This window comes from Opitutus terrae PB90-1 (genome assembly GCF_000019965.1).
In the GTDB taxonomy this organism is placed as follows: domain Bacteria; phylum Verrucomicrobiota; class Verrucomicrobiia; order Opitutales; family Opitutaceae; genus Opitutus; species Opitutus terrae.
Window position 1 is genome coordinate 5,638,538 of the sequence record NC_010571.1, and the last position, 22,742, is coordinate 5,661,279.

The 22,742-nt window shown below is 62.8% G+C and carries 23 protein-coding genes and 1 pseudogene; 13 read left to right on the forward strand and 11 right to left on the reverse strand.

Translation table 11 applies throughout. From position 1 onward, the window contains the following. Positions 1 to 168: 168 nt before the first annotated feature. The 5 genes from OTER_RS21940 to OTER_RS21960 form a co-directional block, all read right to left on the reverse strand. The gene (locus OTER_RS21940) at positions 169 to 1,164 is read right to left on the reverse strand and encodes a YihY/virulence factor BrkB family protein (protein WP_012377143.1); all 996 of its coding nucleotides are present in this window, start codon (positions 1,162 to 1,164) and stop codon (positions 169 to 171) included. A gap of 59 nt (positions 1,165 to 1,223) precedes the next feature. Then, positions 1,224 to 2,213 carry a DUF3618 domain-containing protein gene (locus OTER_RS21945; protein WP_012377144.1) on the reverse strand — a complete coding sequence of 330 codons (990 nt, stop codon included), beginning with the start codon at positions 2,211 to 2,213 and terminating at the stop codon, positions 1,224 to 1,226. After that, positions 2,197 to 2,640, reverse strand: a complete 444-nt coding sequence (locus OTER_RS21950; RefSeq protein ID WP_012377145.1) for a phage holin family protein — start codon at positions 2,638 to 2,640, stop codon at positions 2,197 to 2,199. Before OTER_RS21950 ends, OTER_RS21945 begins: the two co-directional genes overlap by 17 nt. A 12-nt stretch (positions 2,641 to 2,652) precedes the next feature. Next, positions 2,653 to 3,240 carry a hypothetical protein gene (locus OTER_RS24645; protein WP_052300461.1) on the reverse strand — a complete coding sequence of 196 codons (588 nt, stop codon included), beginning with the start codon at positions 3,238 to 3,240 and terminating at the stop codon, positions 2,653 to 2,655. A 245-nt stretch (positions 3,241 to 3,485) separates the two neighbouring features. Then, the gene (locus tag OTER_RS21960) at positions 3,486 to 5,612 is read right to left on the reverse strand and encodes a DEAD/DEAH box helicase (RefSeq protein WP_012377147.1); all 2,127 of its coding nucleotides are present in this window, start codon (positions 5,610 to 5,612) and stop codon (positions 3,486 to 3,488) included. 315 nt (positions 5,613 to 5,927) lie between these two features. Between OTER_RS21960 and OTER_RS21965 the strand changes: the two genes are divergently transcribed. The 7 genes from OTER_RS21965 to OTER_RS21990 all read left to right on the forward strand — a co-directional run bounded on the left by OTER_RS21965 (position 5,928) and on the right by OTER_RS21990 (position 13,294). Then, positions 5,928 to 6,611, forward strand: a complete 684-nt coding sequence (locus tag OTER_RS21965) for a choice-of-anchor K domain-containing protein (protein ID WP_012377148.1) — start codon at positions 5,928 to 5,930, stop codon at positions 6,609 to 6,611. Between the two features lie 108 nt (positions 6,612 to 6,719). Continuing rightward, positions 6,720 to 7,766, forward strand: coding sequence for an SIS domain-containing protein (locus tag OTER_RS21970; protein WP_012377149.1), 1,047 nt, complete (start codon positions 6,720 to 6,722; stop codon positions 7,764 to 7,766). Positions 7,767 to 7,948: 182 nt separating this feature from the next. Next, on the forward strand, positions 7,949 to 9,466 hold the full coding sequence (locus tag OTER_RS21975; RefSeq protein ID WP_012377150.1) for a DUF1846 domain-containing protein: 1,518 nt from the start codon (positions 7,949 to 7,951) through the stop codon (positions 9,464 to 9,466). A 159-nt stretch (positions 9,467 to 9,625) separates the two neighbouring features. Beyond that, positions 9,626 to 9,760 carry a hypothetical protein gene (locus OTER_RS26895; RefSeq protein ID WP_272940896.1) on the forward strand — a complete coding sequence of 45 codons (135 nt, stop codon included), beginning with the start codon at positions 9,626 to 9,628 and terminating at the stop codon, positions 9,758 to 9,760. Between the two features lie 306 nt (positions 9,761 to 10,066). Beyond that, positions 10,067 to 11,479, forward strand: a complete 1,413-nt coding sequence (locus OTER_RS21980; protein ID WP_012377151.1) for a tyrosine-type recombinase/integrase — start codon at positions 10,067 to 10,069, stop codon at positions 11,477 to 11,479. A gap of 169 nt (positions 11,480 to 11,648) precedes the next feature. Next, the gene (locus OTER_RS21985; protein ID WP_012377152.1) at positions 11,649 to 12,266 is read left to right on the forward strand and encodes a DUF6088 family protein; all 618 of its coding nucleotides are present in this window, start codon (positions 11,649 to 11,651) and stop codon (positions 12,264 to 12,266) included. 2 nt (positions 12,267 to 12,268) lie between these two features. Further along, positions 12,269 to 13,294, forward strand: coding sequence for a nucleotidyl transferase AbiEii/AbiGii toxin family protein (locus tag OTER_RS21990; RefSeq protein ID WP_012377153.1), 1,026 nt, complete (start codon positions 12,269 to 12,271; stop codon positions 13,292 to 13,294). A 62-nt stretch (positions 13,295 to 13,356) separates the two neighbouring features. Here OTER_RS21990 and OTER_RS25445 read toward each other — a convergent pair. Then, a pseudogene (locus OTER_RS25445) lies at positions 13,357 to 13,524 on the reverse strand (JAB domain-containing protein); the annotation flags it as partial. 180 nt (positions 13,525 to 13,704) lie between these two features. On the opposite strand from OTER_RS25445, the gene OTER_RS22000 reads away from it, so the two are divergent. Genes OTER_RS22000 through OTER_RS22010 form a run of 3 tightly spaced genes read left to right on the forward strand, consistent with a single transcriptional unit; the run spans position 13,705 to position 16,982 of the window. Then, entirely contained in the window at positions 13,705 to 15,003 is a 1,299-nt protein-coding gene (locus OTER_RS22000; protein ID WP_012374039.1) for a site-specific integrase, read from the forward strand. A gap of 3 nt (positions 15,004 to 15,006) precedes the next feature. After that, a complete protein-coding gene (locus OTER_RS22005; protein WP_012374040.1) occupies positions 15,007 to 15,999 on the forward strand; it encodes a tyrosine-type recombinase/integrase in 993 nt (330 codons plus the stop codon). Further along, a complete protein-coding gene (locus tag OTER_RS22010; RefSeq protein ID WP_012374041.1) occupies positions 15,972 to 16,982 on the forward strand; it encodes a site-specific integrase in 1,011 nt (336 codons plus the stop codon). The genes OTER_RS22005 and OTER_RS22010 overlap by 28 nt, the downstream gene beginning before the upstream one ends. Here the strand turns inward: OTER_RS22010 and OTER_RS22015 are convergent. Further along, positions 16,979 to 17,383, reverse strand: a complete 405-nt coding sequence (locus tag OTER_RS22015) for a heavy metal-responsive transcriptional regulator (RefSeq protein WP_012374042.1) — start codon at positions 17,381 to 17,383, stop codon at positions 16,979 to 16,981. The genes OTER_RS22010 and OTER_RS22015 overlap by 4 nt on opposite strands. A gap of 48 nt (positions 17,384 to 17,431) precedes the next feature. Between OTER_RS22015 and OTER_RS24650 the strand changes: the two genes are divergently transcribed. Then, positions 17,432 to 18,022, forward strand: a complete 591-nt coding sequence (locus tag OTER_RS24650; RefSeq protein ID WP_012374043.1) for a heavy-metal-associated domain-containing protein — start codon at positions 17,432 to 17,434, stop codon at positions 18,020 to 18,022. Between the two features lie 5 nt (positions 18,023 to 18,027). Then, positions 18,028 to 18,516: a putative iron-sulfur cluster-binding metallochaperone gene (locus OTER_RS25450; RefSeq protein ID WP_012374044.1), complete on the forward strand. Its 489-nt coding sequence runs from the start codon at positions 18,028 to 18,030 to the stop codon at positions 18,514 to 18,516. Between the two features lie 52 nt (positions 18,517 to 18,568). On the opposite strand, the gene OTER_RS27095 is transcribed toward OTER_RS25450, so the two are convergent. Continuing rightward, positions 18,569 to 18,919: a JAB domain-containing protein gene (locus OTER_RS27095; RefSeq protein WP_052300462.1), complete on the reverse strand. Its 351-nt coding sequence runs from the start codon at positions 18,917 to 18,919 to the stop codon at positions 18,569 to 18,571. 337 nt (positions 18,920 to 19,256) lie between these two features. Here OTER_RS27095 and OTER_RS22035 point away from each other — a divergent pair, with 337 nt between their 5' ends. Further along, the gene (locus OTER_RS22035; RefSeq protein WP_012377154.1) at positions 19,257 to 19,835 is read left to right on the forward strand and encodes a hypothetical protein; all 579 of its coding nucleotides are present in this window, start codon (positions 19,257 to 19,259) and stop codon (positions 19,833 to 19,835) included. An 18-nt stretch (positions 19,836 to 19,853) separates the two neighbouring features. Here the strand turns inward: OTER_RS22035 and OTER_RS22040 are convergent, their stop codons facing one another. The 3 genes from OTER_RS22040 to OTER_RS22050 are packed head-to-tail and all read right to left on the reverse strand — an operon-like array spanning position 19,854 to position 22,736. Further along, complete coding sequence (locus OTER_RS22040) at positions 19,854 to 21,566, reverse strand: DUF2326 domain-containing protein (RefSeq protein WP_012377155.1); 1,713 nt, start codon at positions 21,564 to 21,566, stop codon at positions 19,854 to 19,856. After that, entirely contained in the window at positions 21,557 to 21,784 is a 228-nt protein-coding gene (locus OTER_RS22045; protein ID WP_012377156.1) for an ABC-three component system middle component 6, read from the reverse strand. The genes OTER_RS22040 and OTER_RS22045 overlap by 10 nt, the downstream gene beginning before the upstream one ends. Beyond that, positions 21,771 to 22,736 carry an ABC-three component system protein gene (locus OTER_RS22050; protein ID WP_012377157.1) on the reverse strand — a complete coding sequence of 322 codons (966 nt, stop codon included), beginning with the start codon at positions 22,734 to 22,736 and terminating at the stop codon, positions 21,771 to 21,773. Before OTER_RS22050 ends, OTER_RS22045 begins: the two co-directional genes overlap by 14 nt. Positions 22,737 to 22,742: the final 6 nt, after the last annotated feature.

Sequence of the window (22,742 nt, forward strand, 5' to 3'; positions counted from 1 at the left end):
GCTTCTGCGAGGGTAGCTTGGGAGGAGTGGGCGGATCCGGAGTGGCCGGTGGTAGGCCGCTCCAGTCGGCGCGGATCATCCGCACGGCGATGGCCGGAGCAAAAGCGCTTTCTGTCCAACTTTAGTATGGACCTACATCCTCCCCCGCGCGCTCCCCAAACCGTGCGGCTATTCGGGCGTGGGCCCGACCGTGTCCGCCGAATAGGCATCGCGCTGGCCGAGCGGTTTCGGCTCGCCCGCAGTCGTGTCCTTCTCCGTCTGACGTTCCATTTCGGCATTCAGTTCGGCGCCGAGCAAAACCACATACCCGGTCAGATACAGCCAAAGCAGAAACACCACCAGCGCTCCCAGCGAACCGTAGGTTTTCTCGTAATTGCCGAGGGTGCTCACATAAAACGAAAACCCGAGCGACGCCACGATCCACAAGCCCGTGGCCACGACCGCTCCCGCGCTCAACCATCGCCATTGCGGCGGATTCCGGCTTGGTCCGAACCGGTACAGCACTCCGAGTCCGAGCATGAACCCACCCACGAGCAGCGGCCATCGCAGCCAGTTCACCGCCGTCCCCGCCGCGTCCGACCAACCCAAATGTCCGGCCACGGATGGCAGTACCGCCACCAGTCCGAGCGCCAGCACCGCGCCGAGCACCGCGCCCAGCGTGAGCGCAAGGGCCACCGCTTGCAGCCGCACGAATCCCCGACGCTCCTCTTCGTCGTAGGCGATGTTCAATCCCGTGATCAACGCCTTGGTGGCCTTGGCGCTGGCATACACCGCGAGGAGCAAACTGACCAGCGCGCCGATGCCGGCTGCCTCACCCGCGGACGTGAGCCGTTGCATCTGTTCGCGCAGCAAAGGCATCACCTCAGCCGGCACCACCTGCGCCAGCGCCTCGGCGTGCTCGCTCACCTGCACGGGATCGGCGACCAGGCCATAGGTCGACACGATGGCGCCCAGCATCGGCACGAACGCCATGAAGCAATAGAATGCCACCCCCGCGGCGACGATCGAGAGATTGTCTTTCGCGAGTTCATTCTTGGTTCTAAGCAAAACATCGCGCCATCCCGGCGCGGGGAGGTCGCCGGGGGCGTCCGCCCGCCGGCCGCGCGCGGTCTGCCCGCGCCGGTGGCTGGCGCGGCTTGAGGTCTCTGGCTTCGTCGTGCTCATACGCGTAAATAAATCAGGAGCGGGCGCTGGCCCGCTCCTGATTTCCCATGAGTCCTGAATTAAATGGCGGGGGTGATGCCCGAAGCGCCGGGCGCAACAGACTCGTTGCTCGTCGAGGAGCCACCGGCCGCATTGGCATTTTCTTCCGGCGCGCGACCGCCCTCCCCGCGCAGCTTCGCCACCGATAGGCCCTGCGTCTTGGCTTCGACCTTGGCAGCGTGCGTGGCCGCTTCGACGACGCGTTTGCCTTTCTCGAGCAATTCCGAGCCGGCGGCGCGGGTGCGATCACGCAGTTGATCAACGCGCGGCCCGAGTTTCCGGTTCACCACGGCGGGCGTCGGCAGGGCGAGCCCGATGATCACGCCGGCGGCGAAGCAGCCAAGCGCGACTTCGAGCGGATGCTGATCGGCGGTCGTCACCACTCGCTGCCGGGTTGTGGCGTAAAGTTCCTGGCTGCGGGCCTGCACGCCTGCGGTCATTCGGCCGAGCTTCTCGCGCGCCGTATCCAGTTTCTCGCGGCCGCGTTCGCGTACCGTGGCCATCTGGTGGCGCGCCTTGTCTCCCAACTGGGAGAGTTTTTCCTTCGCCTGGCCCGCCACCGTCGAGGCCTTGTCGCCCAAGCCGCCGGTGTCCTCGCCCGTTTCCCCGGTGGGTGCAAACCCCTCCGGGTACGTGCCGATGCTGTCTTCCAGATAGCGCGTGCTCGAGTCCGGGGCGTCGTCGTTCATGCCGTCGTGCCGGCGCCGGGAGCGCGCTTCGTACACGAGGAAGGCCAGCCCCGCACCAATCATCAATGTCGGCACGGGATGCGCCTTCACCGTGTTGACGACGGAATGCAGTGCATTCTCGGCGGAGTGGGCCAGCCGCTCGCCCACGGCCGGGCGTTCGCTGTTGTCACTGCGGCCGCGGAAAAACCCGATCACTTCGTCGAGGAGATGGCGGCCCTGCAGCCGGTTGCCGAGCGCATCGATCGTCTCGTCCATGCGTTCGCGGGTGCTGTCGATTTCCGAACGCAGCGCGTCGGACTGAAGTTCAGGTTGTGGATTCATGGGGGTGATGGAGTTTGTCTTGGACCCACTGCTGGTCCTCTTTGAGGGTTTGAATGGTTTGCCGCGGCATCAGCGGATCGTCAGCGAGCGCCTTGCGCGCGCGATTGAGCATCGCCCAGCCGACGACCGCGACCACAAGGCCGACGAGCGTCGTGCCCAGCCACCGCGCGGTGTCTTCATCCAGGCCGGCTCGCGCCAGCACGAGACCGATCAACAGGCCGAGCCCGATGAGCAACACGATCACGCCCGTGAAGGCCACCAGGCCGCCGATCGCAATTTGCGCCACGTGGCTGCCGAGCCGACCGAGGTTTTCCTTCAGCTCCGTCTTGGCCAAGGCCGCTTGCTGCCGAACAAGCGTCGCCGCTTCGTCGCGCAAATCGCGCAACAGGCTCGCGAGCGTGCTACCCGTAGGATTGTCGGTGCTCATGGGTCCTCCCGATCAGATCATTGCCGCCGGTGCGGAGGGTGCATCGGCCATGGACTCCTCGCCACGCGTCTCGCGGTCGGGATCGTAGCCGGTTTGAAACGAATCGGACTCGCCGGTGGATTCAGCCAACTTCCGGCCAGAGGCCTTCAGCACGCTGCCGAGGATGAACCCGGCAATGCACGCGCCGCCAAAAAACGCCGCCGGGTGCCGGCGGGCGAAATTCTCGGCGTCGGCACGCAGAGCAGGATAGTCGCGTTCGCGCACGTAGTTCGCGAGACTCTGCAGCCGATCCGCCGCGCGGTGCGTGAGCCAGGCGACGTTGGGATCCTGCTCCTCGAGCGATTTGGCCGACTCGTGAATCGCACGGCCGTAGCTGTCGACCCGCTCCGCCGCTTCGTCCTTCTTTTCGGCGGCCACCGCGTGCGCGGTTTCCGCCGCACGGTGCGCCGTGTCAGTCGCCACGGATTTTACCTTGGCCGCGGCTTCGCGTGCGCTCTGCGCCACCTTTGACGTGCCTCGCTCGTTCGCCGGATCGGCCGCGCCGCCACTCGTAGACGCGCCGCCGGTTGGGGTAGGATTGGGAAAGTTGGATGGGTTCATGGGCATCGATGTTCAACCTCCGCTGGACCGGGCCTACTAAGCACTGACCATACCTGCGCGCCGCCAGACTGCGTTCGCACGCTAAGCCGTTGCGCGGGAGTTTCCAAAAAACTCGAGGCGCGCGGGAAGCTCTGCCGTGCCCCGCGCGCGCCAGTTGCAATGTGCCGAGGCGGCTTCCGCCAATCTTGCAATCTGCACCCGCTTCGGCCGCGCGCGCTCGCGTCGCGGCGTCGCGGCGGCATGGCTCAGCGGGCCGCGGTCTGCAACGTGCGCGACGGTTCCGCCCGCCCGGGCGGTTGCGGCCGACGCGCGCGCAGCACGCTGTGATTCACCGGCCGGCGCTGGTCCGGCGTCAAAGGCGGAAGCTCGGGCAGCGCTTCGTGGCGCGTTTGGTCGAGCCAGCTTCGCGCCATCAACCGAAACTCCTCCCAGCGTTCCGCAATGAACTGATCGCGGCCGGTCATCGGCGCGCCATCGCCTTCGAGCGGCCCCGCGGCCGCCGCTTGTCGGAGCAGGCTGCGCCACTCCGTCAACAGCCGGTCGAGATCCCCGCGGCCGGCGGTTTCCACCGCATCGAGCACTTCGCGCGTGCGCGCGCGTTGCTCCACCAGCGCGCGCACCGCTTCACTGGCGCCCGAGCCGTAGTTCACCGGCAGGCCTTCCTGCAGCCAGCCATCGATGGTCAACCGCCGGTAGGCGCGCGTGCACTCCGCCGCCAAGCGGCCGAGCCACCGCGGATTCGTGCCGCAGAATCGTTCGCCCGCAAACAGGTTCGCCGCGTCGAACATCAGATCGTCCAGCGGATAGCGGCGATTCTCCAGCGCCGCGGCGAGCGCCAGCCCTTCCGGCCCGAGGAACGCCGACACGATCTCGCCGCGCACCGTGAGCCGCAACTGCCGGTCGAGCACGCCCGTGCGTTGCCACTGCCAGAGCAGCGTCGGCTGCGGCGTGAGCGCGAGGCAGGCGCTGCGCAATGAACAGGTGTTGCAACCCGCAAAAGGATTCCGCTCGCGGCGCACGACGCGCGCGCGGCCGGTGTCGGTCAACTCGCCGCACGGCAACCGCGCCAGCGGCAGCCGGGCCGTATGATCGGCGCCGAGCGCGATCCGGCCTTCCGCGAAAAACCGCGCCGCCTCGGTCGCCGCCAGTTCGGCGGCATCACGGCCGGCGCGCAGTTGGCGCAGGAAAAACGCCCACGGCAGCGCGTTCGCGCGCTTCAAGCGCAGCGGCTCTGCGCGTCGCATACGCGGCGTGCCACTGCTCACGAGCACGAAGCCCGCCTCATCCAGACCACGCCGGCCGGCGCGCCCGATCATCTGCAGCAACTCATGTGGTGCGATCTCGTGATCCAATTGCTCGTGACGATAACTGCTCGCGGTGATCAACACCGACCGCAGCGAAAAGTTGATTCCGGCGCTCAGCCCGAGCGTCGCCACGACCGCGCGCAGCTGGCCCGCTTTCGCGAGCGGTTCGATCAAGCCCGCCCGTTGCGCGTAACTCAGTCCGCTATGGTGGTAAGCGACGCGCGCGCGCAGCATCTTGCTCAGCGTGGGGCCGCACAGTTGTTCCTGCTCCGGCGTCAACGTCAGCGGATCGGCCAGCGGCAGCTCGCGTGCAAACTGCCGCGCCAGCCGTTCGGCGTCGCGGCGGTGCGGCGCAAACACCAGCACCGGCCCGAGTCCCTCGCGCAGCGCGCCGGCCACGCGTTTCGACCAGTAGCCTTCGATCACGCGCGGCAGCCCGTGCACCAGGTCGTCCACGTCCACTTCCTCCAGTTGCACGGGACGTTCGCGATGCTGCACGACCTCGGCATTGCGACCGAGCCGATTCAGCCAGGCGGCGACGTCACCGGGGTTGGCAACCGCGCCGGAGAGCAAGAGCAGCTGCAACTCCGGCGGCACCGAAAGCAGGACGCCTTCGTAGTGGTTGCCGCGATGAGGATCCGCGATCCAGTGATACTCGTCGATCACGAGCAGATGAAACGGCTCGCCGCGATCTTTCGCCCGCGAGCGCGGACCCTGCGCTGCTGCGCGCGCACCCACCACCGAGCCTTGCACGGCCTCGAGCGTCGCCACAATCACCGGTGCTTCGGGATCGACACACAAGTCGCCGGTCATGATGCCGACGCGCCAGCCGCGGCTGCGCCACTCCGCGTATTTGTCGTTCGCCAGCGCGCGCGTCGGCACGGTGAACAGCGCACGCTTGCCCGAGCTGCTTTGTTCCACCCAGCGCTCGAACACGTACGTTTTGCCAGCGCCCGTCGGCGCATCGACGATCACGTCGCGCCCCGCACGCAAACCCGCGAGTGCCAGCGCCTGCCAGCGGTCTGGCAGCGTCAGCTTTTGCAGGCACTCAAACGCGTTCGCAAGCACGGCAGCAGACTGGGGGTGCGCTCACCACCGGTCAAACGGGCGCTGTCATTTTTCGCGCGTTCTTCTGCTCGCGCGCGGCGCGCCGTTCGCGGCGAGAAGGTTGCGACAAATTCCGCCGCGCGCGCCGCCGAACTCCGCGCGCCATGGAGAAATCGCCCCCACCCCGGCATGGCGTGAGTTCCGACCACCATTCCGGGCGTTTCGGCGGGCTCATCGCTTGAGGCGCCGAAACCCGGGCGCATGTTGCCGTTCTAAGTCCACTTCCACGCCAGTTCATCCGAGCCGGCGTGCTCAACCATAAACCGAGGAAATAACATGCTTAACCGCATTCGCGCAACATCCGCACTGGCCTTGGGGCTTGTGCTGACAGCCGCGGCCGCCAACGCCCAGCTTCTGCTGAGCGGCCACACCACCGGCTCGTTTCAAGACTTGTCGGAGGCCAACACCACTGTGACGAACGCCGGCGACGGCAGTTCAGCCACGTTCCAGACTGGCATCGCCACGACGGGCTCGACGCAATCGCGCATCGAGTTCCAGAACGCGACGTTCAGCGACGTGGGGTCCGGTGAGCCGATCCAGGTGGGGCTGTTCAACATCACCAACGGCGTGACGGAACTTGGCTCGGGCGCGCCCACGGCCCAGTTCAATCTTGGCCTCGAGCTCAACTCTCCGGAGATGCAGCAACTGGTGCTCAGCACGATCACCTTCCATATCGATCACACGCCCAATCGTCCGGGCGCGGTGCCCGATACGTTCGCCGTGACGTTTAACCAGCCCGCGCCGGTGAAAATCCAGAACACGCTCGTGCAGTTCCACGTGAACGTTGACCCGAGCGAGTTCCCGATCGCCGAGAACGGCACGATCCAGAAAGGCGACATCACGGTGACGTTCACCCCCGTACCCGAGCCGTCCACCTATGCCGCGTGCGGCGCTGCTCTACTCGTCGGCCTGATCGGCTACCGCCGCTTCCGCGCGACGCGCAGTCCGGTCGCGGTCTGAGCGCTCCTGCTCACTCCCTTCCACCAGGCCGCTCCGATCGGAGCGGCCTTTTTTTTCGTGCGAGCATGGTGATTCCCTTTCGCGCGGCGGCCGCTAGCGTCGAGAACGATGAAGCCCGCCGTCATCGAAGGCGCTTACCTGCGCGATCTTCTTGCCCAGCCCGCCGCCGTGACCGCCACGTTGACCGCCTTGAACCACGGGCCGGACCTGGCGCGGTTCCGCGCCGCGTTCACGAGCGGCCAGCTGCAGCGCGTGGTGCTGACCGGAATGGGATCCAGCTACACCGCGCTCCACCCGCTTCAGCTTCAGTGGGTGCGAGCCGGCCGCACGGTCGTGCGCGTGGAAACGTCCGAATTGGTGCATCACCAGCCCGGCTGGCTCACGCCGGAGACGCTCGTCGTAGCCGTCAGCCAGAGCGGCGCCAGTGCGGAAATAATCCGGCTGCTCGAGCTGAATCGCGGACGAGCGCCGGTCATCGGTGTCACGAACACGCCTGACAGCGTGCTCGCTCGCGCCGCCGACGCGTGCGTGCCCCTCGCAGCGGGATTGGAAGCCACCGTCGCGTGCAAAACCTATGTCGCGAGTCTGGTCGCGTTGAGCTGGCTTGAGTTCGCGCTGACCGCACCGGATCGTTGGGAGGACGCCGCCGCGGAACTGCGCGACGCCGCGAATGCGATGGGCGACTATCTCGTTCAGTGGCGCGAGCATGTTGGCAGTCTCGCAGCGTTGCTCGGGCGCGAGCGCGCGACGTTTTTCCTCGGTCGCGGCGTTTCACTCGCCGCCGCCGACACCGCCGGACTGATCATGAAGGAGGCCGCGCGTTGTCCCGCCGAGAGCTCGAGCTGTGCCGCGTTCCGGCACGGTCCCCTCGAACTGCTCGGACCGGCGACGCAGGTCGTGGTGTTCGCGGGCGAGGCCCTGACGCTCGAACTGAACCGCCGCCTGTGGCGCGAATGCTGCGCGGCGGGCGCTCACGCGTGGTGGTGCGGCGTCGATAGCGCGCAGCCGGCGTTTCGACTGCCGGCGCACGCAGCGCCCGCGCTCCCGCTGCTCGAGATCCTGCCCGTCCAGATGATGACGGTTGCGCTCGCTGCACTCGGCGGCCGCGAGGCGGGCCAGTTCGCGCGCGCGTCCAAGGTGACCACCGTCGAGTGATTCGCGCACGGCGGAGTGTCGCTCCGGACGCATCTCGATCTCCTGCAAAGCCACGGGCGAGACGCCCGTGCCACGTGCATGGGCGTCTCGCCACTGTCGGGAAAGCGAAACGCGCGCCGCATGGTTGCGGCCGTTTCTGCATTGTGGCCGGTCCGGTGACCTGCGCAAATGATGCCCAATCCATGGCTCCGCGCATTGGCTTCGACAACGAACGTTATCTGGAACAGCAGAGCGCCGCGATTCTCGAGCGGGTGAAGGGCTTCGACAGCAAGCTCTACCTCGAGTTCGGCGGCAAACTGCTCTTCGACTATCACGCCTCCCGCGTGCTGCCGGGGTTCGCACCCAATGTGAAGATGCAGCTCCTCCAGAAGCTGCGCGATCAGGCGGAGGTCGTGATCTGCATCTACGCCGGCGACATCGAAAAGAAAAAGATGCGCGCCGACTTCGGGATCACCTACGACACCGATACGCTCAAGACGATCGATGACCTGCGCGAGTGGAACGTCATTGTGCGTGCGGTCGTCATCACGCGGTTTGACGAACAGCCCGCCGCCGTCGCGTTCAAGAACCGGCTCGAACGCCGCGGCGTGCGCGTCTACACGCACCGGCCCACGCGCGGCTACCCCGCGGACGTCGACACGATCGTCAGCGAAGCCGGCTACGGCGCGAACCCGGCCATCGAGACCGAGCGGCCGATCGTCGTCGTCACCGGCCCCGGGCCCGGCAGTGGCAAACTCGCGACGTGCCTCAGCCAGCTCTATCACGAGCACAAGCGCGGCGTGCGCGCGCACTACGCGAAATTTGAAACTTTCCCGATTTGGAATCTCCCGCTGAAGCACGAGGTGAACGTCGCCTACGAGGCCGCCACGGCCGAGCTGAAGGACGTCAACCTCATCGACCACTTTCACCTCGAGGCCTATGGCCAGCAAGCGGTGAACTACAACCGCGACCTCGAGGCGTTTCCCCTCCTGCGACGGATCGTCGAACGGATCACGGGGGAGCCGTCGTTCTACAAATCACCCACTGACATGGGCGTGAATCGCGCCGGCTTTGGCATCGTCGACGACGCGGCCTGCCGCGAAGCCAGCAAGCAGGAGATCATCCGTCGCTACTACAGCTACGCGTGCGAATACGCCATGGGGCTCGTCGACAAGGAGACGGTACAGCGCGTCGAGATGTTGATGAACGCCCAGGGTCTCTCGCCGAAGGACCGGCAAGTCGTCGCGCATGCGCACGAAGCGGCGCGGCTCGGCCAGGAGGCCGGCAAGGGCCGCGACGGCATCTGCTGCGCCGCCGCGCTCGAGTTGAAGGACGGCCGCATCGTGACCGGCAAAAACTCGCCGCACATGCACGCCGCCGCGAGCCTCGTGCTGAACGCCGCGAAGCTGCTCGCCGACATCCCCGACAACCTGCACCTGTTGCCGCCCATCATCACGACGTCGCTCGCGCACTTTAAGAAAAACGTGCTCAAGCGAAACGTGATGAGCCTCGACCTCGAGGAGACGCTCATCGCGCTCAGCATCAGTGCGACGATGAATCCGGCGGCCAGCGCGGCGATCGAGCAGCTCAAGGAACTCAGCGGCTGCGACGTGCACCTCACGCACATCCCGAGCCCCGGCGACGCCGCCGGACTCCGCAAGCTCGGCGTGCAGCTGACCAGCGATCCGGAGTTCGCTTCGAAGCTGCTTTATCTTACCTGAGTCCGGAATCGCTCGCGGTAGAGCGGCGACGGCTCAGGGTTCCCGGAGGCGCATATCGCTCGCCAGAAATAGGCGAACGCTCGGACTACGTGGCACGGGCGTCCCGCCCGTGAGCCTGACCGAATCGAGCCGCGCCCGCGCTTCTGTGTCTCACGAAAAATGCATCGTCGCGTGGCGCTACAGATCCTGCGCCCCGGCGTCGCGCGCGGCGACAACGCGCGCCACTACATTCGTTCGCTGCACGAACTCGTCCTCCTGGTCGCAGCGCACGGCGCAGCCGCGGCTTCGCGCTGAGTCCGTCGCGCCAGAAGCCAAGGCCTTGCTTCCGCGCGGCAAGGTGTGAGCCGCGTTGGACCATCAGCGCAAAATGGCGAAGGCCGGATCCTTGCGGAACCGGCCTTCATGGGTGCAGGGGTTGGATTTGAACCAACGACCTTCAGGTTATGAGGGCAACTTCGACCGCCAGCACTCTCAAGCAGTTAACCCCACTTTGGGGGCATGTTTGGCGTAATGTTTGGCTACCGCGATTTCGGGAGGTGCTGCCCGTTGCCCGCAGTTGCACGAGGTCACAAACCTCAACGCAACCAGGAGAGCAACGTCATGGCATTGGAACTACGTTATCCGCGCAGCAAGTGGTGGTATGGCCGCGTCGCGATTGGTGAACGTCGGATTCTTAAAAACCTCGCGGTGGAAGTCCGTGGCAGCGTCCCGCCCACGCTGACCGAACTCGGCGACATGGCTTTCGAGCGCACGCGCGCGAAGGCGCAAGCCGCCCTCGAAAAACTGCAACTCGATCTGAAGCGACGCGCCAGCGCGGAGGAACTGGTGCAGACGATCCACGAAATCCGGACGGGCGCGCGGGTCAGTTCGATCCCGCTCGCTGAAATCGGCGCCCGATGGTGCGCAGTCCTCCGCCGCCGTCCCCTCAGCGCGAGCTACCAAAAACAGAAGGTCGCCTGCATCGAGCGGTTCATCCGTTTCGCGAAGAAAGCCTCCCCTTCGCTCTACGAAATGGCGCAAGTCCAGGCTCCGCTGGCCAACGCCTTTTGTCGGGCGGAGCTGGCGCGCGGCGTCGCCGCCAAGACCTACAACCACACCTTGATTCATCTGCGGTCGGTGTTTCACGTGCTACGCAAGGAAGCGGGCATTGCGGAAAATCCGTTTGCGACCATCCCCCTCCAGGATGGCGAGACGGTTTTCCGAAAGCCTTTCTCGGTCGAGGAACTCTCGTTGCTCGAAGAGAAAGCCCAGGCCGATCCCTTCATCTATCCGCTTATCGTCACCGGCATGTGCACCGCGATGCGCCGCGGCGACTGCTGCACGCTCCGGCGCAGCTCGGTTGACCTCGAAGGCGGCTTTGTGACCGTAAAAACGGCGAAGACCGGTGAGACGGTGCAAATCCCGATCTTCCCGCTTCTGCGGAGCGTGTTGGAAAAGGCGTTGGCGAAGCCGGCTCCCCGCCCGCCGTTCTATGTCTTCCCGGAATTGGAGGCACATTACCGGCTCAATCCGGATCACCTCACCGATCGGGTGCGCCGGGTGATGAAGGCGGCGGGCTTCTTCAATCCGAAGGATAACGAGGACGCGCCGTCGCGTGGCGCCGTGCAGCAGGAACGCGAGCACGGGCTGCGCAAGGCCTCGCTCCGCGATTTTCATTCGCTCCGCGTGACGTGGGTGACGGTGGCACTCACGGCCGGCGTGCCGCTGGAAATCGTGCAGAAGGTCACCGGGCACCGCACCACGGCGATTGTGCTCAAGCACTATTTCCAGCCCGGACGGGAAGAGTTTCGGCGCACCCTGGCCGGCCGGCTGCCGGCGCTGTTGGGTGAGCGCTCGAAGCCGACGTCCCCTCCGCCTGAGGCATTCAACGTGGACGAACTACGCGCTAAACTCACCGCGATGGAGGCATCGACGTGGCGGCACACCCGGGACGAACTGCTCACGCGCTTGCCACTGGAGGTGAAGGTCACGCCCCCGGCGAAGTCCCTCCTCGAACCGTCCTTCGCGGCATGAGTGAATACCGACCGCCGGTTTTGAGCGCAACCTTCTGCCCGACGATTGAATTAACGAGAATAGTTAAAGCGTGGTTTCACCTATTGCGCATATTCCAATCACAGCCTTCGGCGGCTCGGCCGGAGTTTGGCGCTTGAATTGTCACAAATACCATACAGTTGTTGTGACAATGAAACGGGCCTCTAAGCCACAATACACGGACCATTCGATTCTCAGGCGGATCGAAAGTGACCGCTCAGGCCGGGCTTTCTCGGCCGGGGATTTCGCCACGTTGGGCAGCCCCGCCGCTGTGCGCAAAGCATTGGAGCGTCTCACAAAAGCCGGCCGACTGCGCCGCATCCGTCGCGGCTTCTACGACCGCCCCCGGTCTCATCCCCTCCTCGGCGAGACGGCACCCGATCCCATGCAACTCGTGCGGAGCGTCATGAAAAACACGGGCGCACAGTGGCAGGTTTCCGGCGCTTATGCGGCCAACCAGCTTCACCTCACGGAACAGGTTCCGGCTCGCATCGTCGTCCTCACGAACGGCGTGCCGCGAAAAATCGCGCTCGGCAAACTGACGCTGGATTTTCGGCGCGCGGCCCCGCGCAATCTCCTCGGGGCCGGGAAGTCTTCCGGCCTCGTGTTCCAAGCCCTTCGCTATCTCGGCAAGGATCAGGTCACTCCCGCGGTCGTCGCGCGGCTGCAACGTGAGGTCGATCCGGCCACGAAACAGGAACTGGCGAAACTCGCGCCCAAAATGGCGGCCTGGCTCCGCCCGTTCATTCAACAAATCACGGCCTCCTGATCATGGACTCCATCCTCAGACTCAACGCCCGCCAGCGCGCCGAACTCTACCAAGCGGCCTCGCAGCAACTCGGCATGGCCGAGGTCATCATCGAAAAGGATTTCTGGGTCTGCTGGAGCCTGCGGGAGCTTTTCGCGCTACCGGGCATCGGCGATCATCTGCTGTTCAAGGGCGGCACGTCGCTCTCGAAAGTCTGGCGCGCGATTGCGCGATTTTCGGAAGACATCGACGTGTCACTCAGTCGGGAATGGCTGGGATTCGTGGGCCCGCGCGATCCGGAAGCGGCGGACACCGGCAAGCAGCAGCGAGCGCGGATCGAAAACCTGGCGACCGCGTGCGCGCAAAAGATCGAAGCGGAGATTCTGCCCGCGCTGCGCGCTCGCGCCAGCGCGGCGCTAGGCCCGGACGGCTGGGCTATCGCCATCGACGCCGATGATCCGCAGACCCTGCGCTTCACTTACCCGACGGTCCTGGGAGCAGGCGCACCGGATGGATACATCCGCCGGGAAGTGCGCATCGAATGCGGCGCTCGCTCCGACGATTGGCCCGCGGACGAAAAAACAATTCTGCCCTACGTCGCCGAAGCCTATCCGTCCACCATTACGAATGCAGCGGTGCCCTTACGAGTCCTCTCGATTGAACGCACCTTCTGGGAGAAGGCGACGATCCTCCATGCCGAAGCGCACCGTGAGGAGTCGAAGGCGACGCCATCGCGCTACTCGCGCCACTACGCCGATCTGGCGGCGTTGGCTTTTCACGCGAGCGCGGAGGCGGCCCTCGCCCGGGACGATCTGCGTGCTCGCGTGGTGGAGCACAAGAGCGTCTTCTTCGCGTCGGCGTGGGCGAGCTATGAAACCGCCATTCCCGGAACGTTTCGACTCGTTCCCGCCGCGTATCGTCTCGCTGCACTGGAAGCCGACTACCGCGACATGCAGGAAATGTTTTTCCAGCAACCGCGCGCGTGGAGCGACATCGTGAGCACGCTCCAGGAGTTGGAGCGCAGGATCAACGATGCCGCGAAACGCTAGTCCCGCTTCAGCCTGTGGCGGATGAACCTCCCGGCTAGAGGCCGGGAGCGGAGAAAAGGGCCTCATAAGAGGCCCGCAGCGCGGAAGGAATAGTGGCCGACCTTGACCGGGTCGGCCTTGGCGTCACCGACGATAACGTGGTCGATGAGGTCGATATCGATCACCTTGGCCGCCTCTCGGAGTTGGCGGGTGATGTGGAGATCGGCGGCGCTGGGAGCCGGGTCGCCGGAGGGATGATTGTGTTATGTGACGAGCCGAGCTATGTGGAGTGCATGCGGTCCTTTCACTCGGGGTTCGCTCTGCGCGTAGGCTGGATCGCTGCACATAGCTAAATCAGTTTCCCGCGGTTTTTGCGCGCCAGTGTCGGGGCGGCTTTCTTCACGTGGCGTGCGCAGTGGATTACGTGTGGGATGCGCAAGCCCTACTATTCTTTGGATCGCTCGACGGATGGCGGCCTGGAGCACTTTTACTGCGAGCGACGGACGCTGGCTGACTTTCGGCGTGGCGCGCTGGGCGATTACTTCGACGGTTTGGCTCTGACGCTGAAGAAGAACGGGTATTCGATCCACCACGGCTGCGGCATTCTCGGCACTTGCTGCATGTTCAACGTCTACGTGACGGAGCGTGGCATCACCAAGGCCTCGGCTATTTCCGCCGAGTTGGTCGAGCCTTTCTTGGACGACTATCTCCGCGGGGTCCGCACCACCAGCGCCCGCTATTCGCCGCGCGACAACGCGCGAGCGCACTTGCGCCATCTGTTTTTCTATCTGGAGGCGCTCAAGGTTATCACTCCGCCCAAGCCGGTGCAGGTCGTGACGCCCTACAGTTGGATCCTCGATCCTTATATCGTCCATCTACGCGACGAGCGCGCCGTGGCGCCAGTGACGGTGAAGCGCCACCTCGCGCACACCACCGCGTTCCTCGAGTTCCTGAAGCACGACGTGCAACGGCCGCGCCTCAAGACCATCAGCGCCGAGCAGGTGGAGGCGCAGCTCAAGCGGCACATGAAGGACAGCAAAGACAACGTGCGCTCGTTGTCATCGAGCCTTCGCTCTTTCCTCCGCTACTGCGCGGATCACGGCCACACTCAGGCGGACTTCTCCGAGTTGGTCCCGCGACAGCGGCACTATCGGCACGCTTCGCTCCCCAGGGGCATCGAGGATTCGGCGCTCGAACGCGTGCTGGCTGCGATCGACAAGACGAAGCCTAATGGCGCACGCGACTACGCGATCATTCTGTTGCTGATGGCGTATGGCATCCGTGCGATCTCCGCTGCAAAACTCGTGATGGAGGATCTCGACTGGCGGCAGGCCAAGATCCGCTTTCGCGCGCAAAAAGGCGGCAAGGAAGTGATCGTTCCGCTCCTCGATGCGGTCGGGGACGCGATCATCGAGTGGCTCCGTCACCGCGACCCGCGCACGCCTCATCGCGAGGTGTTCCTCAGCACCAAGGCGCCGCACGGATCGCTGAGCAGCATGGCGATCTCCACCGTGGTGAAGCACTACCTGCACAAGGCCGGCGTTCATCAGCCCGGACGCGGCGCGCACTCGTTACGGCATTCGTGGGCGATCCGCGCGTTGGAGCACGATCAACCGATCAAGGCCATCGCCGATGCCCTGGGGCATCGTTACATCGACACCACCTACATCTACGCCAAGGCTGACTTGAAGACACTGCGGCAGGTGGCGATGCCGTGGCCGGCGAGGTGAACCATGGCCACGTGTTGTTTTCGCAGCGCGCTCGCGTTCCGGCTTCAGTCCTTCTGGGAGACGCGGGCCGCATCGGGCCGCGGTCCTGTTCTCCTCAAGGTGCTGCGTTACCTCGACCGGTTTCTTATCGGTGAGCTGCAGCCCGGCGATACAATCACGCGTGAGGTCACCGAGCGTTATTTCAAGAGCACCGAGCACTTGGCTCCGGGAACCCGGATCAACCGGATGTCGATCCTCCGTCAGTTCTGCCTCTATCAAAGCCATTTCGATCCTCGCACGTGCATCGTGCACCGGATGTTTTTGCCGCGGCGCAATCGGCCGATGCCGCACATCTACACGGTGGCCGAGGTCCGCCGGATCATGGCGGCGGCACCGCCGGCCGAACGTTCTCCGGACCCGCTGCGTCCCGTGGTGTTCGCAACCCTCGTCGGGTTCCTCTACGCCACCGGCCTGCGCGTTGGCGAGGCGGTGAAGCTCAATCTCGCTGACGTCGATCTGTCACGCCGTCTTCTGCTCATTCGCCAAACCAAGTTCGGCAAGACTCGCTACGTGCCGCTGGCACCGTGCACCACCAAGCAGCTCGCGGCCTACGTGGCCCAGCGCCGCGCGGCCAGATTCTCGCAGGAGCCGACCGCGCCATTTTTCCCGTCATCCCTCGGTGGACGCTATCACGTGCCGAGCTTCACGACGGTGTTTCTTCAAGTGTTGCGTCGGTTGGGGCTGCGCGGCCCGCCCGGCCAGCGCGGGCCGCGCATCCACGACTTGCGGCATTCCTTTGCGGTGTCGCGGCTGATGGCGTGGCACAAGAGCGGCGATAATCTCTTCGCGAAGCTGCCCCTCCTGTCCACTTACCTCGGGCACAGCACGGTGACCGGGACCGAGATCTATCTGCACGCCACCGCCGAGCTGATGGAGTCGGTGGGCCAGCGTTTTCATGAGCACTTCGCGGTGCCATCGGCCCGTCTCTTATGTCAGCCCCCGACCTTCCATCTCTGATCCGCGGGTTTTTCGATCAGCATCTCGTGTCCCAGCGCGGACTGAGTGGCCACACGGTTCTGTCGTATCGCGACACCTTCAAGCTCCTCCTCAAGTTCGCTTCCGACGACTCGGGCAAGCGCGTGACCGAGCTCACCCTGGCCGATCTCACCGCGGAGTTGGTGCACGGCTTTCTTCGCCATCTCGAAGCGGACCGGCGCAACGGGATCGTCACCCGCAATCTTCGGCTGGCCGCGATCCATTCTTTCTTCCGCTACCTCGCGATCGTTGATCCCCGGCACCTGACCCACGCCCACACGATCATCGCGGTGCCGTTCAAACGGCGACCGCATCGCGTCGCGCAGTTTCTGGAGAAGGATGAGGTGCAGGAGATATTTCGTCAGATCGATTCCCGGACGCTGTTCGGTCAGCGCGACGACGCACTCTTACGGATGCTCTACAACACCGGCATGCGCGCGCAGGAGTTGGTTGACCTCGACGTGCGGCACGTGCGTTTCACTCGACCGTCGAACGTGCTCATCTTCGGCAAGGGCCGCAAGGAGCGCACCTGCCCGTTGTGGCCCGAGACGGTCGCCGCGCTGAAGAGTTATCTCCAGCCTCGTTCGATCAAGTTCACCGACGCCGTGCCGCTGTTTCTCAACATCGACGGCAACCGGCTGACGCGCTTCGGCGTTCGCTACATTGTCAGTCACCGCATCAGTGAGGCGGCCCAGCGCTGCCCGACCTTGCTCGCGCGGCGGATCACTCCGCACACGTGGCGCCACACGACGGCGATGCATTTGCTGCAATCGAACGTCGACCTCGCGATGATCCGTTCCTGGCTCGGGCATGCATCGATCGAGACCACCAACACCTACGTCGAGATCGATCTTGAGATGAAGCGCAAGGCTCTCGCCTCCGCCGAGAAGATTCTCCCGAAGCCGAAGCACCCGTCGTCATGGCGCGCCAACACCGACGTGCTCGCCTGGCTGTCCAGCCTCTAACCGCGCGCCTTGAACGCGATGGCCCAGAGGGCCGGACACGTCGTTTTCGTGGATCGCCGCCGGCACGCCGTGATGAGTTTTCCCAAGGCGCGGTGCAACCGGCGCATCTCCAGCATGCGCCGATCAAGCTCTTGCTGCTTATCCTCCAAGAGACGCTTCACTTCGGCACACGACTCACCCGGCGAAAACTGCATTTCCATGAGCTCCTTGATCTCGCGCAGGGTGAACCCGAGGTCTTTTGCCGAACGGATAAACCGCAACCGGCTCAGGGCGTCATCGTCAAAGTCCCGGTAGCCCGATCCCGGCCAGCGATGGGTCGCCGGCAGCAGTTCCATTCGCTCGTAGTAGCGGACGGTCTGGACATTTACCCCGGCGGCCTTGGCGAGTTCTCCGATCGTCATGACATGGCGGTTGACCTTATACCATACTACAGGGTGTAAGCTGGGCCGATGCAGCCGGTGAAGCAATCGTGGATTCTGACAGGCGGATTTTTGTCCGCCGTGGCGGCCTCGCTTTGCTGCATCGGACCGCTGGTGGCGGCCGTCGCGGGCGCGGGTAGTTTTGTCGCCGCAGGCTGGTTTGAGCGTTGGCGGCCGGCTTTTCTCGGCGTCACCGCTGCGCTCCTCGCTCTCGCGTGGGTGTTGACCTTGCGTGCCCGACGTATCGCCTGCGCGGACGGCACCTGCGCAACGCCGCGAGCAAGTCGTTGGACCCTGGGCGTTCTGATCTTCAGCACAGTAATCGTCGGCGCGGTCGCGATGTTTCCGCAGCTTGCGCAAACCACCTTCGGCCGCTCTTCGGTCGCAACCTCCGCACCGGCGGATGGCCGCGTGCTGCGCGTGCGTATCCCCTCCATGGACTGCGCTGCGTGCGCGGTCGGCATTGCCGGCACCCTGCAGCGGGTTCCCGGTATCCGCACGGCGGTCGTCCGCTATGCAACGAAAGAGGCCGAGGTCGTTTACGATCCCGCCGTGATTTCTGCGACGACGGTGATCGCCAAGATCGACGCCACGGGCTTCAAGGCCGAGCCGGCCAACTGATCACCGTGTCCGATTGTTGCTTAACGAAAGGTGACGAGTGCTCGTCCGAGAAGGAGTCGGCTGCCAAGCCGTCCTGCCCGCGCTGCGGGCACGCCGGTCGCCCGGTCTCGACGCTCACGCTCAAGCACCAAGTTAAGTCCCAGTTTTTGCCGGCCGTAAATGCCGGGGGATTTCACTTCTGCCCCACACCCGACTGCCCGGTCGTCTATTTCAGCGCCGGTGGTTCAGTTCTCACAACGGGCGACGTTCGCCGTCCGGTCACTCAAAAAGATCCCGCGCAGGCACCGGTGTGTTATTGCTTCGGCTTCACGCCCGCGATGATCCGTGACGAACTTGCCGCCACAGGAAAATCCACCGTGATCGAACGCATCGCGGCGGAGATGAAGGCTGATTTTTGCGCTTGTGAGATTCGCAATCCCCAAGGCTCCTGCTGCCTCGGCAACGTGAAAGCTGCCGTCAAGGCCGCCACCGCAGAGCGCGCCGGTCTTGCCTGATCGCCGGCCGAGTTATGTGCAGCGATTGTGCTGTCGCGCAGAGTAAAGTGCCTCAGAAAAACGGTAGCGCACTCCACATAGCTCGGCTCGTCACATAACACAACCTATGTGCTGCAGCACATAGGTTGTGGGCGACGATCAGGGCCGTGGCGCCGGCGAGGATCGCACCCCGGAAGACCTCACGCGGGGCAACCAGCGTGGACGTGGCCGTGCCGAGGGTGGTGAGGTGGCGGCCGATGGGGTGATTCTTGCGGTCGAGATAGACGCAGTAGAACGCCTCCTGCATCGGGTTTTCGTCGAATGCGGAGCGGAGGTATTCGGCAACCATCTCCGGTCGGTCGAGCCGAACCTCTTCGCCGAGAGAAACGAGGGAGTAAACGATCTTGGCTTCATAAACGCGCATGGTGAGCGCTCGCGCGAGCCGCGTTTCCCTTTCTCGACGTGGTGTCGAGTGATCGCGGGTGCTGCCCGGTTGAGCGCCCGCTCGGGATGGGCGAAAGTCAAAGCGCTGGATGGAGCGCCGAGGCGGCGGATTTATCCGCAACGAGGGGGAAGCGGAATGTTTGCGCGGGGTGGAGATCGCGCAGCGATACGACCTTGACCGCCCATAAAATGGGGCGCAACCGGACGGGGCAGTGCTAGAAGATTCGAGCGCAGCGAGCATCGAGTTTTGAGGTCAGGCAAAGTCCCGGTGATGGCTAAACCTTGCTCGTATCGCCGGTTTCATTAACCAAGACGATATGCACGAGCCGCTTACTCATCCTAAATTGATTCGTGACGTCTTGTGCCGCGCGATCGCTCAGTTTAACGCAACGGATGCCAAGGCGCTATTGAAGCCGGGCAATGGCTCGGGCGGCCCGAATGAGCCGGCAATCGGAACTCAACTCATAACGCGCATCGTCGATGCGCTGCGGCATTACGACGTGCCAGAATACGTCTTTGCCATCGGTACCTACAACCGCTTCGGCGATGATCGGAAGTTCCTCTATAAAATGGAGGCGTATCGTAAAGAAATTGAGGCCGCCAAACGCGAACTGGATCCCGAAGGGAAACTGGCAATCTTCCCCGACATTATTGTTCACGAGTTTGGAGCGCCGGGGCCAAACTACCTCGTAGTCGAGCTAAAAAAGGATTCCAACGCAGGCAAAGCCTTGGTGGAACTCGACCACATCAAACTCAGCTGCATGACCAGTCCAGATCGCCCGCTTAAGTATATTCTTGGCGCCGAGGTCCGCGCTCATGACGTGGCTAACGAACAAAAGCGGCAATTGGAGGTTCTGTCTTGGTGGCAACAGGGCTCGAAGGTTGGCGAGCCGTAGGACTGAAGCGTGCCGCCGCTAAATGCGGAATAGTTTGTCCGACTGTGAGAGCCGAAGGACGATGTTGCGCCCATCTTTTAATTCGTCCGGCAACTTGTCCTGAAGAATTGAGGCCACGAACTGGATGCCTCGCGCGTTAACAAGATGCGCGATCTTCACCAGTTGATTGTCATGCATCAGTTCCTTTTTATCGTTTAGGAGAAAGTGGAAAACCGGAATGCCTTCGTCGTCTGCAAACAAGGTGTAGGCGATATCAAAACACGAAATCTCGCCCTGTTTCTTTCCGGAACTGTAGTTCGTGTTAAATGACTGGAACTCGTAAACTCGACGACCTTTGACAGTCTTGGTGTCGGCCTTAAGTGCATACCGCTCACCATAGAGATCGTCCGAGACGGTCGCGAAGTATCGATTAAACTTGCTCAATTTCTCTTTCAGTTGGGTGCCAAACGCATCGGAGAACAACTCTGTATCGATCTCCATCAGCTCGCGATTGAGTCCCTCAAGTGTATTCTCAACCGTTTCGATCTGTTGAATGGTTTTTTCGTAGTCGCCTTTTTGCTGGAAAAGCAGGTTCTGTTCAGCGACCAATCGCTCAAGCACCGCAAATGAATCGGTTTTCGTGACGGCGGCGGCGAGGGCCTTTTCCTCAGCGACGAGTTGGCTCAATCGCATGCGCTCCGTCGCTAGTTTAGCCGTAAGCTGCGGAAGCTCCTCCGCTATAAAGCGTGTCTTCGCGGCCAACATCTTATTATGAAAATCCTGGAGTTCTTCGAATTTCTTCTGAATCCCACCGACCAATGATGTCGCCTGCTCGTAGAACTGACGCAGCTGTATCACGTCGATTTTTGACTCCTCGGTAGCCATCTCCTTCTTGGTTTCGGTGATCAAGTCACGCCGTAGCTCGAGCCGGCCAATTTCTGAGCTACTTACGTTGATGAGATAGCGCACCCCGTTAAGCCGCTCCATGTCGGCCTCGAAATTCGGATTCAGGTCAAGTGCCGCGCGTCGAGCTTCACTGCGCTTGATGTCCGCGTCTACCTGCGCCAACAATGCTTCGTATCCGGACTTAGTTTGCTGCGACTCCAAGCGGCGGCGAAATTTTTCCTCTAGCTCAATCTTGGCCCGAACCGTCTGCTTTTCCTCGCCTCGAGAAAAGTCACAACCGAGCAGGAAGAGATGTAAGGTCTCATACTCGTCAGCTCGTGAATACCGATCGAGCGTTCGAAGCACATTGCTTACACTCTCATCTTTGTAGCGTATATTGTGAGAGATGATCTGGCGAAAAGTAGGTTTCCGGCCGTAGTGCCCCGGTATCAGGAGGTCAGTTAGAGCCTTTTCGAAATCCGCGTCCGTAAGATCCTGTCCGTCCACTCGCTGTATTTTTGCCCGACGATGAAGAAAATTTCTCTCGATACGGACGACGCGGGCTGAGGGGTCTGCAAGACTATCGACTAGGAGCAGCGTGATCAGCACTCGCTCGGACACGAGGAAGTCACGCACAAGCTTGTATTCGTTCTGCTTGTTCTCCGGATCGCTGTAAATTTCTCTCGGGTCACCGCCGAGGCAAAAATCGATCAGCTTGAGGACGGTAGTTTTCCCGACGCTATTACCCGTCTCTCGTCCGCCGCCGGCCGGCGTTTCATCGACAATGAGGTTAAGACCGGCATGAAATTGGACGTCACGTACCACGTGACCATCGCCGCGTGAGATAATGAGCGCTTTCAGGAACACAGCTCGACGTCTCCTTGCGGGGTAAGCCGAATCAAATTCAGCAGGAAGAGCCAATCAAGGCAGAGCAAAAACATCGGAAGGCTTATTGATCGGTCGGCCTGGACCGCCTGATACAGGCCAAACACCGGCTGGATCGGCGAACGCTGGGCGGCGCGCAACACGACCGCGCCGTTGAAATAGACGGTCGCCTCCGGGTGAATGTTGTCAGGAAGAAGCATACGTAGGCCTCTCAGGGTTTTTGAAAATCTTGCAACGAATGAATGCGTCAACCACGAGAATCGCAACGCACAGTTCGAGTTCCTCGTCGGGTATAGCAGGGGCGTTGGCGCTCTGAGCGATTCGCAGCTTGGTCACTGCTATGATTCGAAAAAACTTATCGTCAGCGCTTAGGGTGTCATCGAGTTCCAGAAACGCTCGGCGCATCGAGTCTAGGATTGACAGGCTTTTGTTGCGGCCCTGCCGGTCGTATTCGGCATATATCTTCGCTAGCCGATGATGGTGCAGTTTGTAGTCATCGATTAATGCACGCGCCTTATCGATCTGGTTGAAGGTGATCTTGCCCTCGATGTCGAAGGGGATGGTCTCTGGATTTCCCGCGTTAGCGGTCCATTCTTGTTCATTGATCGACTTTACAATGGTCGCCAGGTTTGACTCCACCTTTGCCGGATCGATCTCAACCTTCAGTTCTTTCCGCAAGAAGTCGCGAATGGTCTCCATTTTTTCGGTTGGTAGCCCATTGATGGCAGCAAGCAGCGACTGACAGTCATGAATATCGTTCTGAGGCGCGAACACCAGTGCGTGGGGATTCTCGTAGGTATGTGTCCTTAATTGGGAGGCCGCCCGGGTGATGCAGACAAATTTGAAGCCGTGGCCGGTGTAAGCCGAGAGGTCCTTCGCCAGCGTAGAGTTAATCTTTTGTTTTGTTCCTGTCGCGCTAACCTGCGCGACCAAGCGGCCATTCCGATCAACCAGGTCAATAGCTGTTGCGTTCTGAATCTCCGTATTAAGGTTCACTAGATTCCATCCGAAGATCAGGTTCAGCAAGCGCGGGTAAAAGTTCTCGGAATGTATATTGAGGTCGAGAATGTTCAAACCGCCCCGCAGTTCGATTCTGGTAGCCAGAAAGCTAATCCGGGTTTCGATGGCATTGAAACATTCCTGGCGGATCATGAGTCG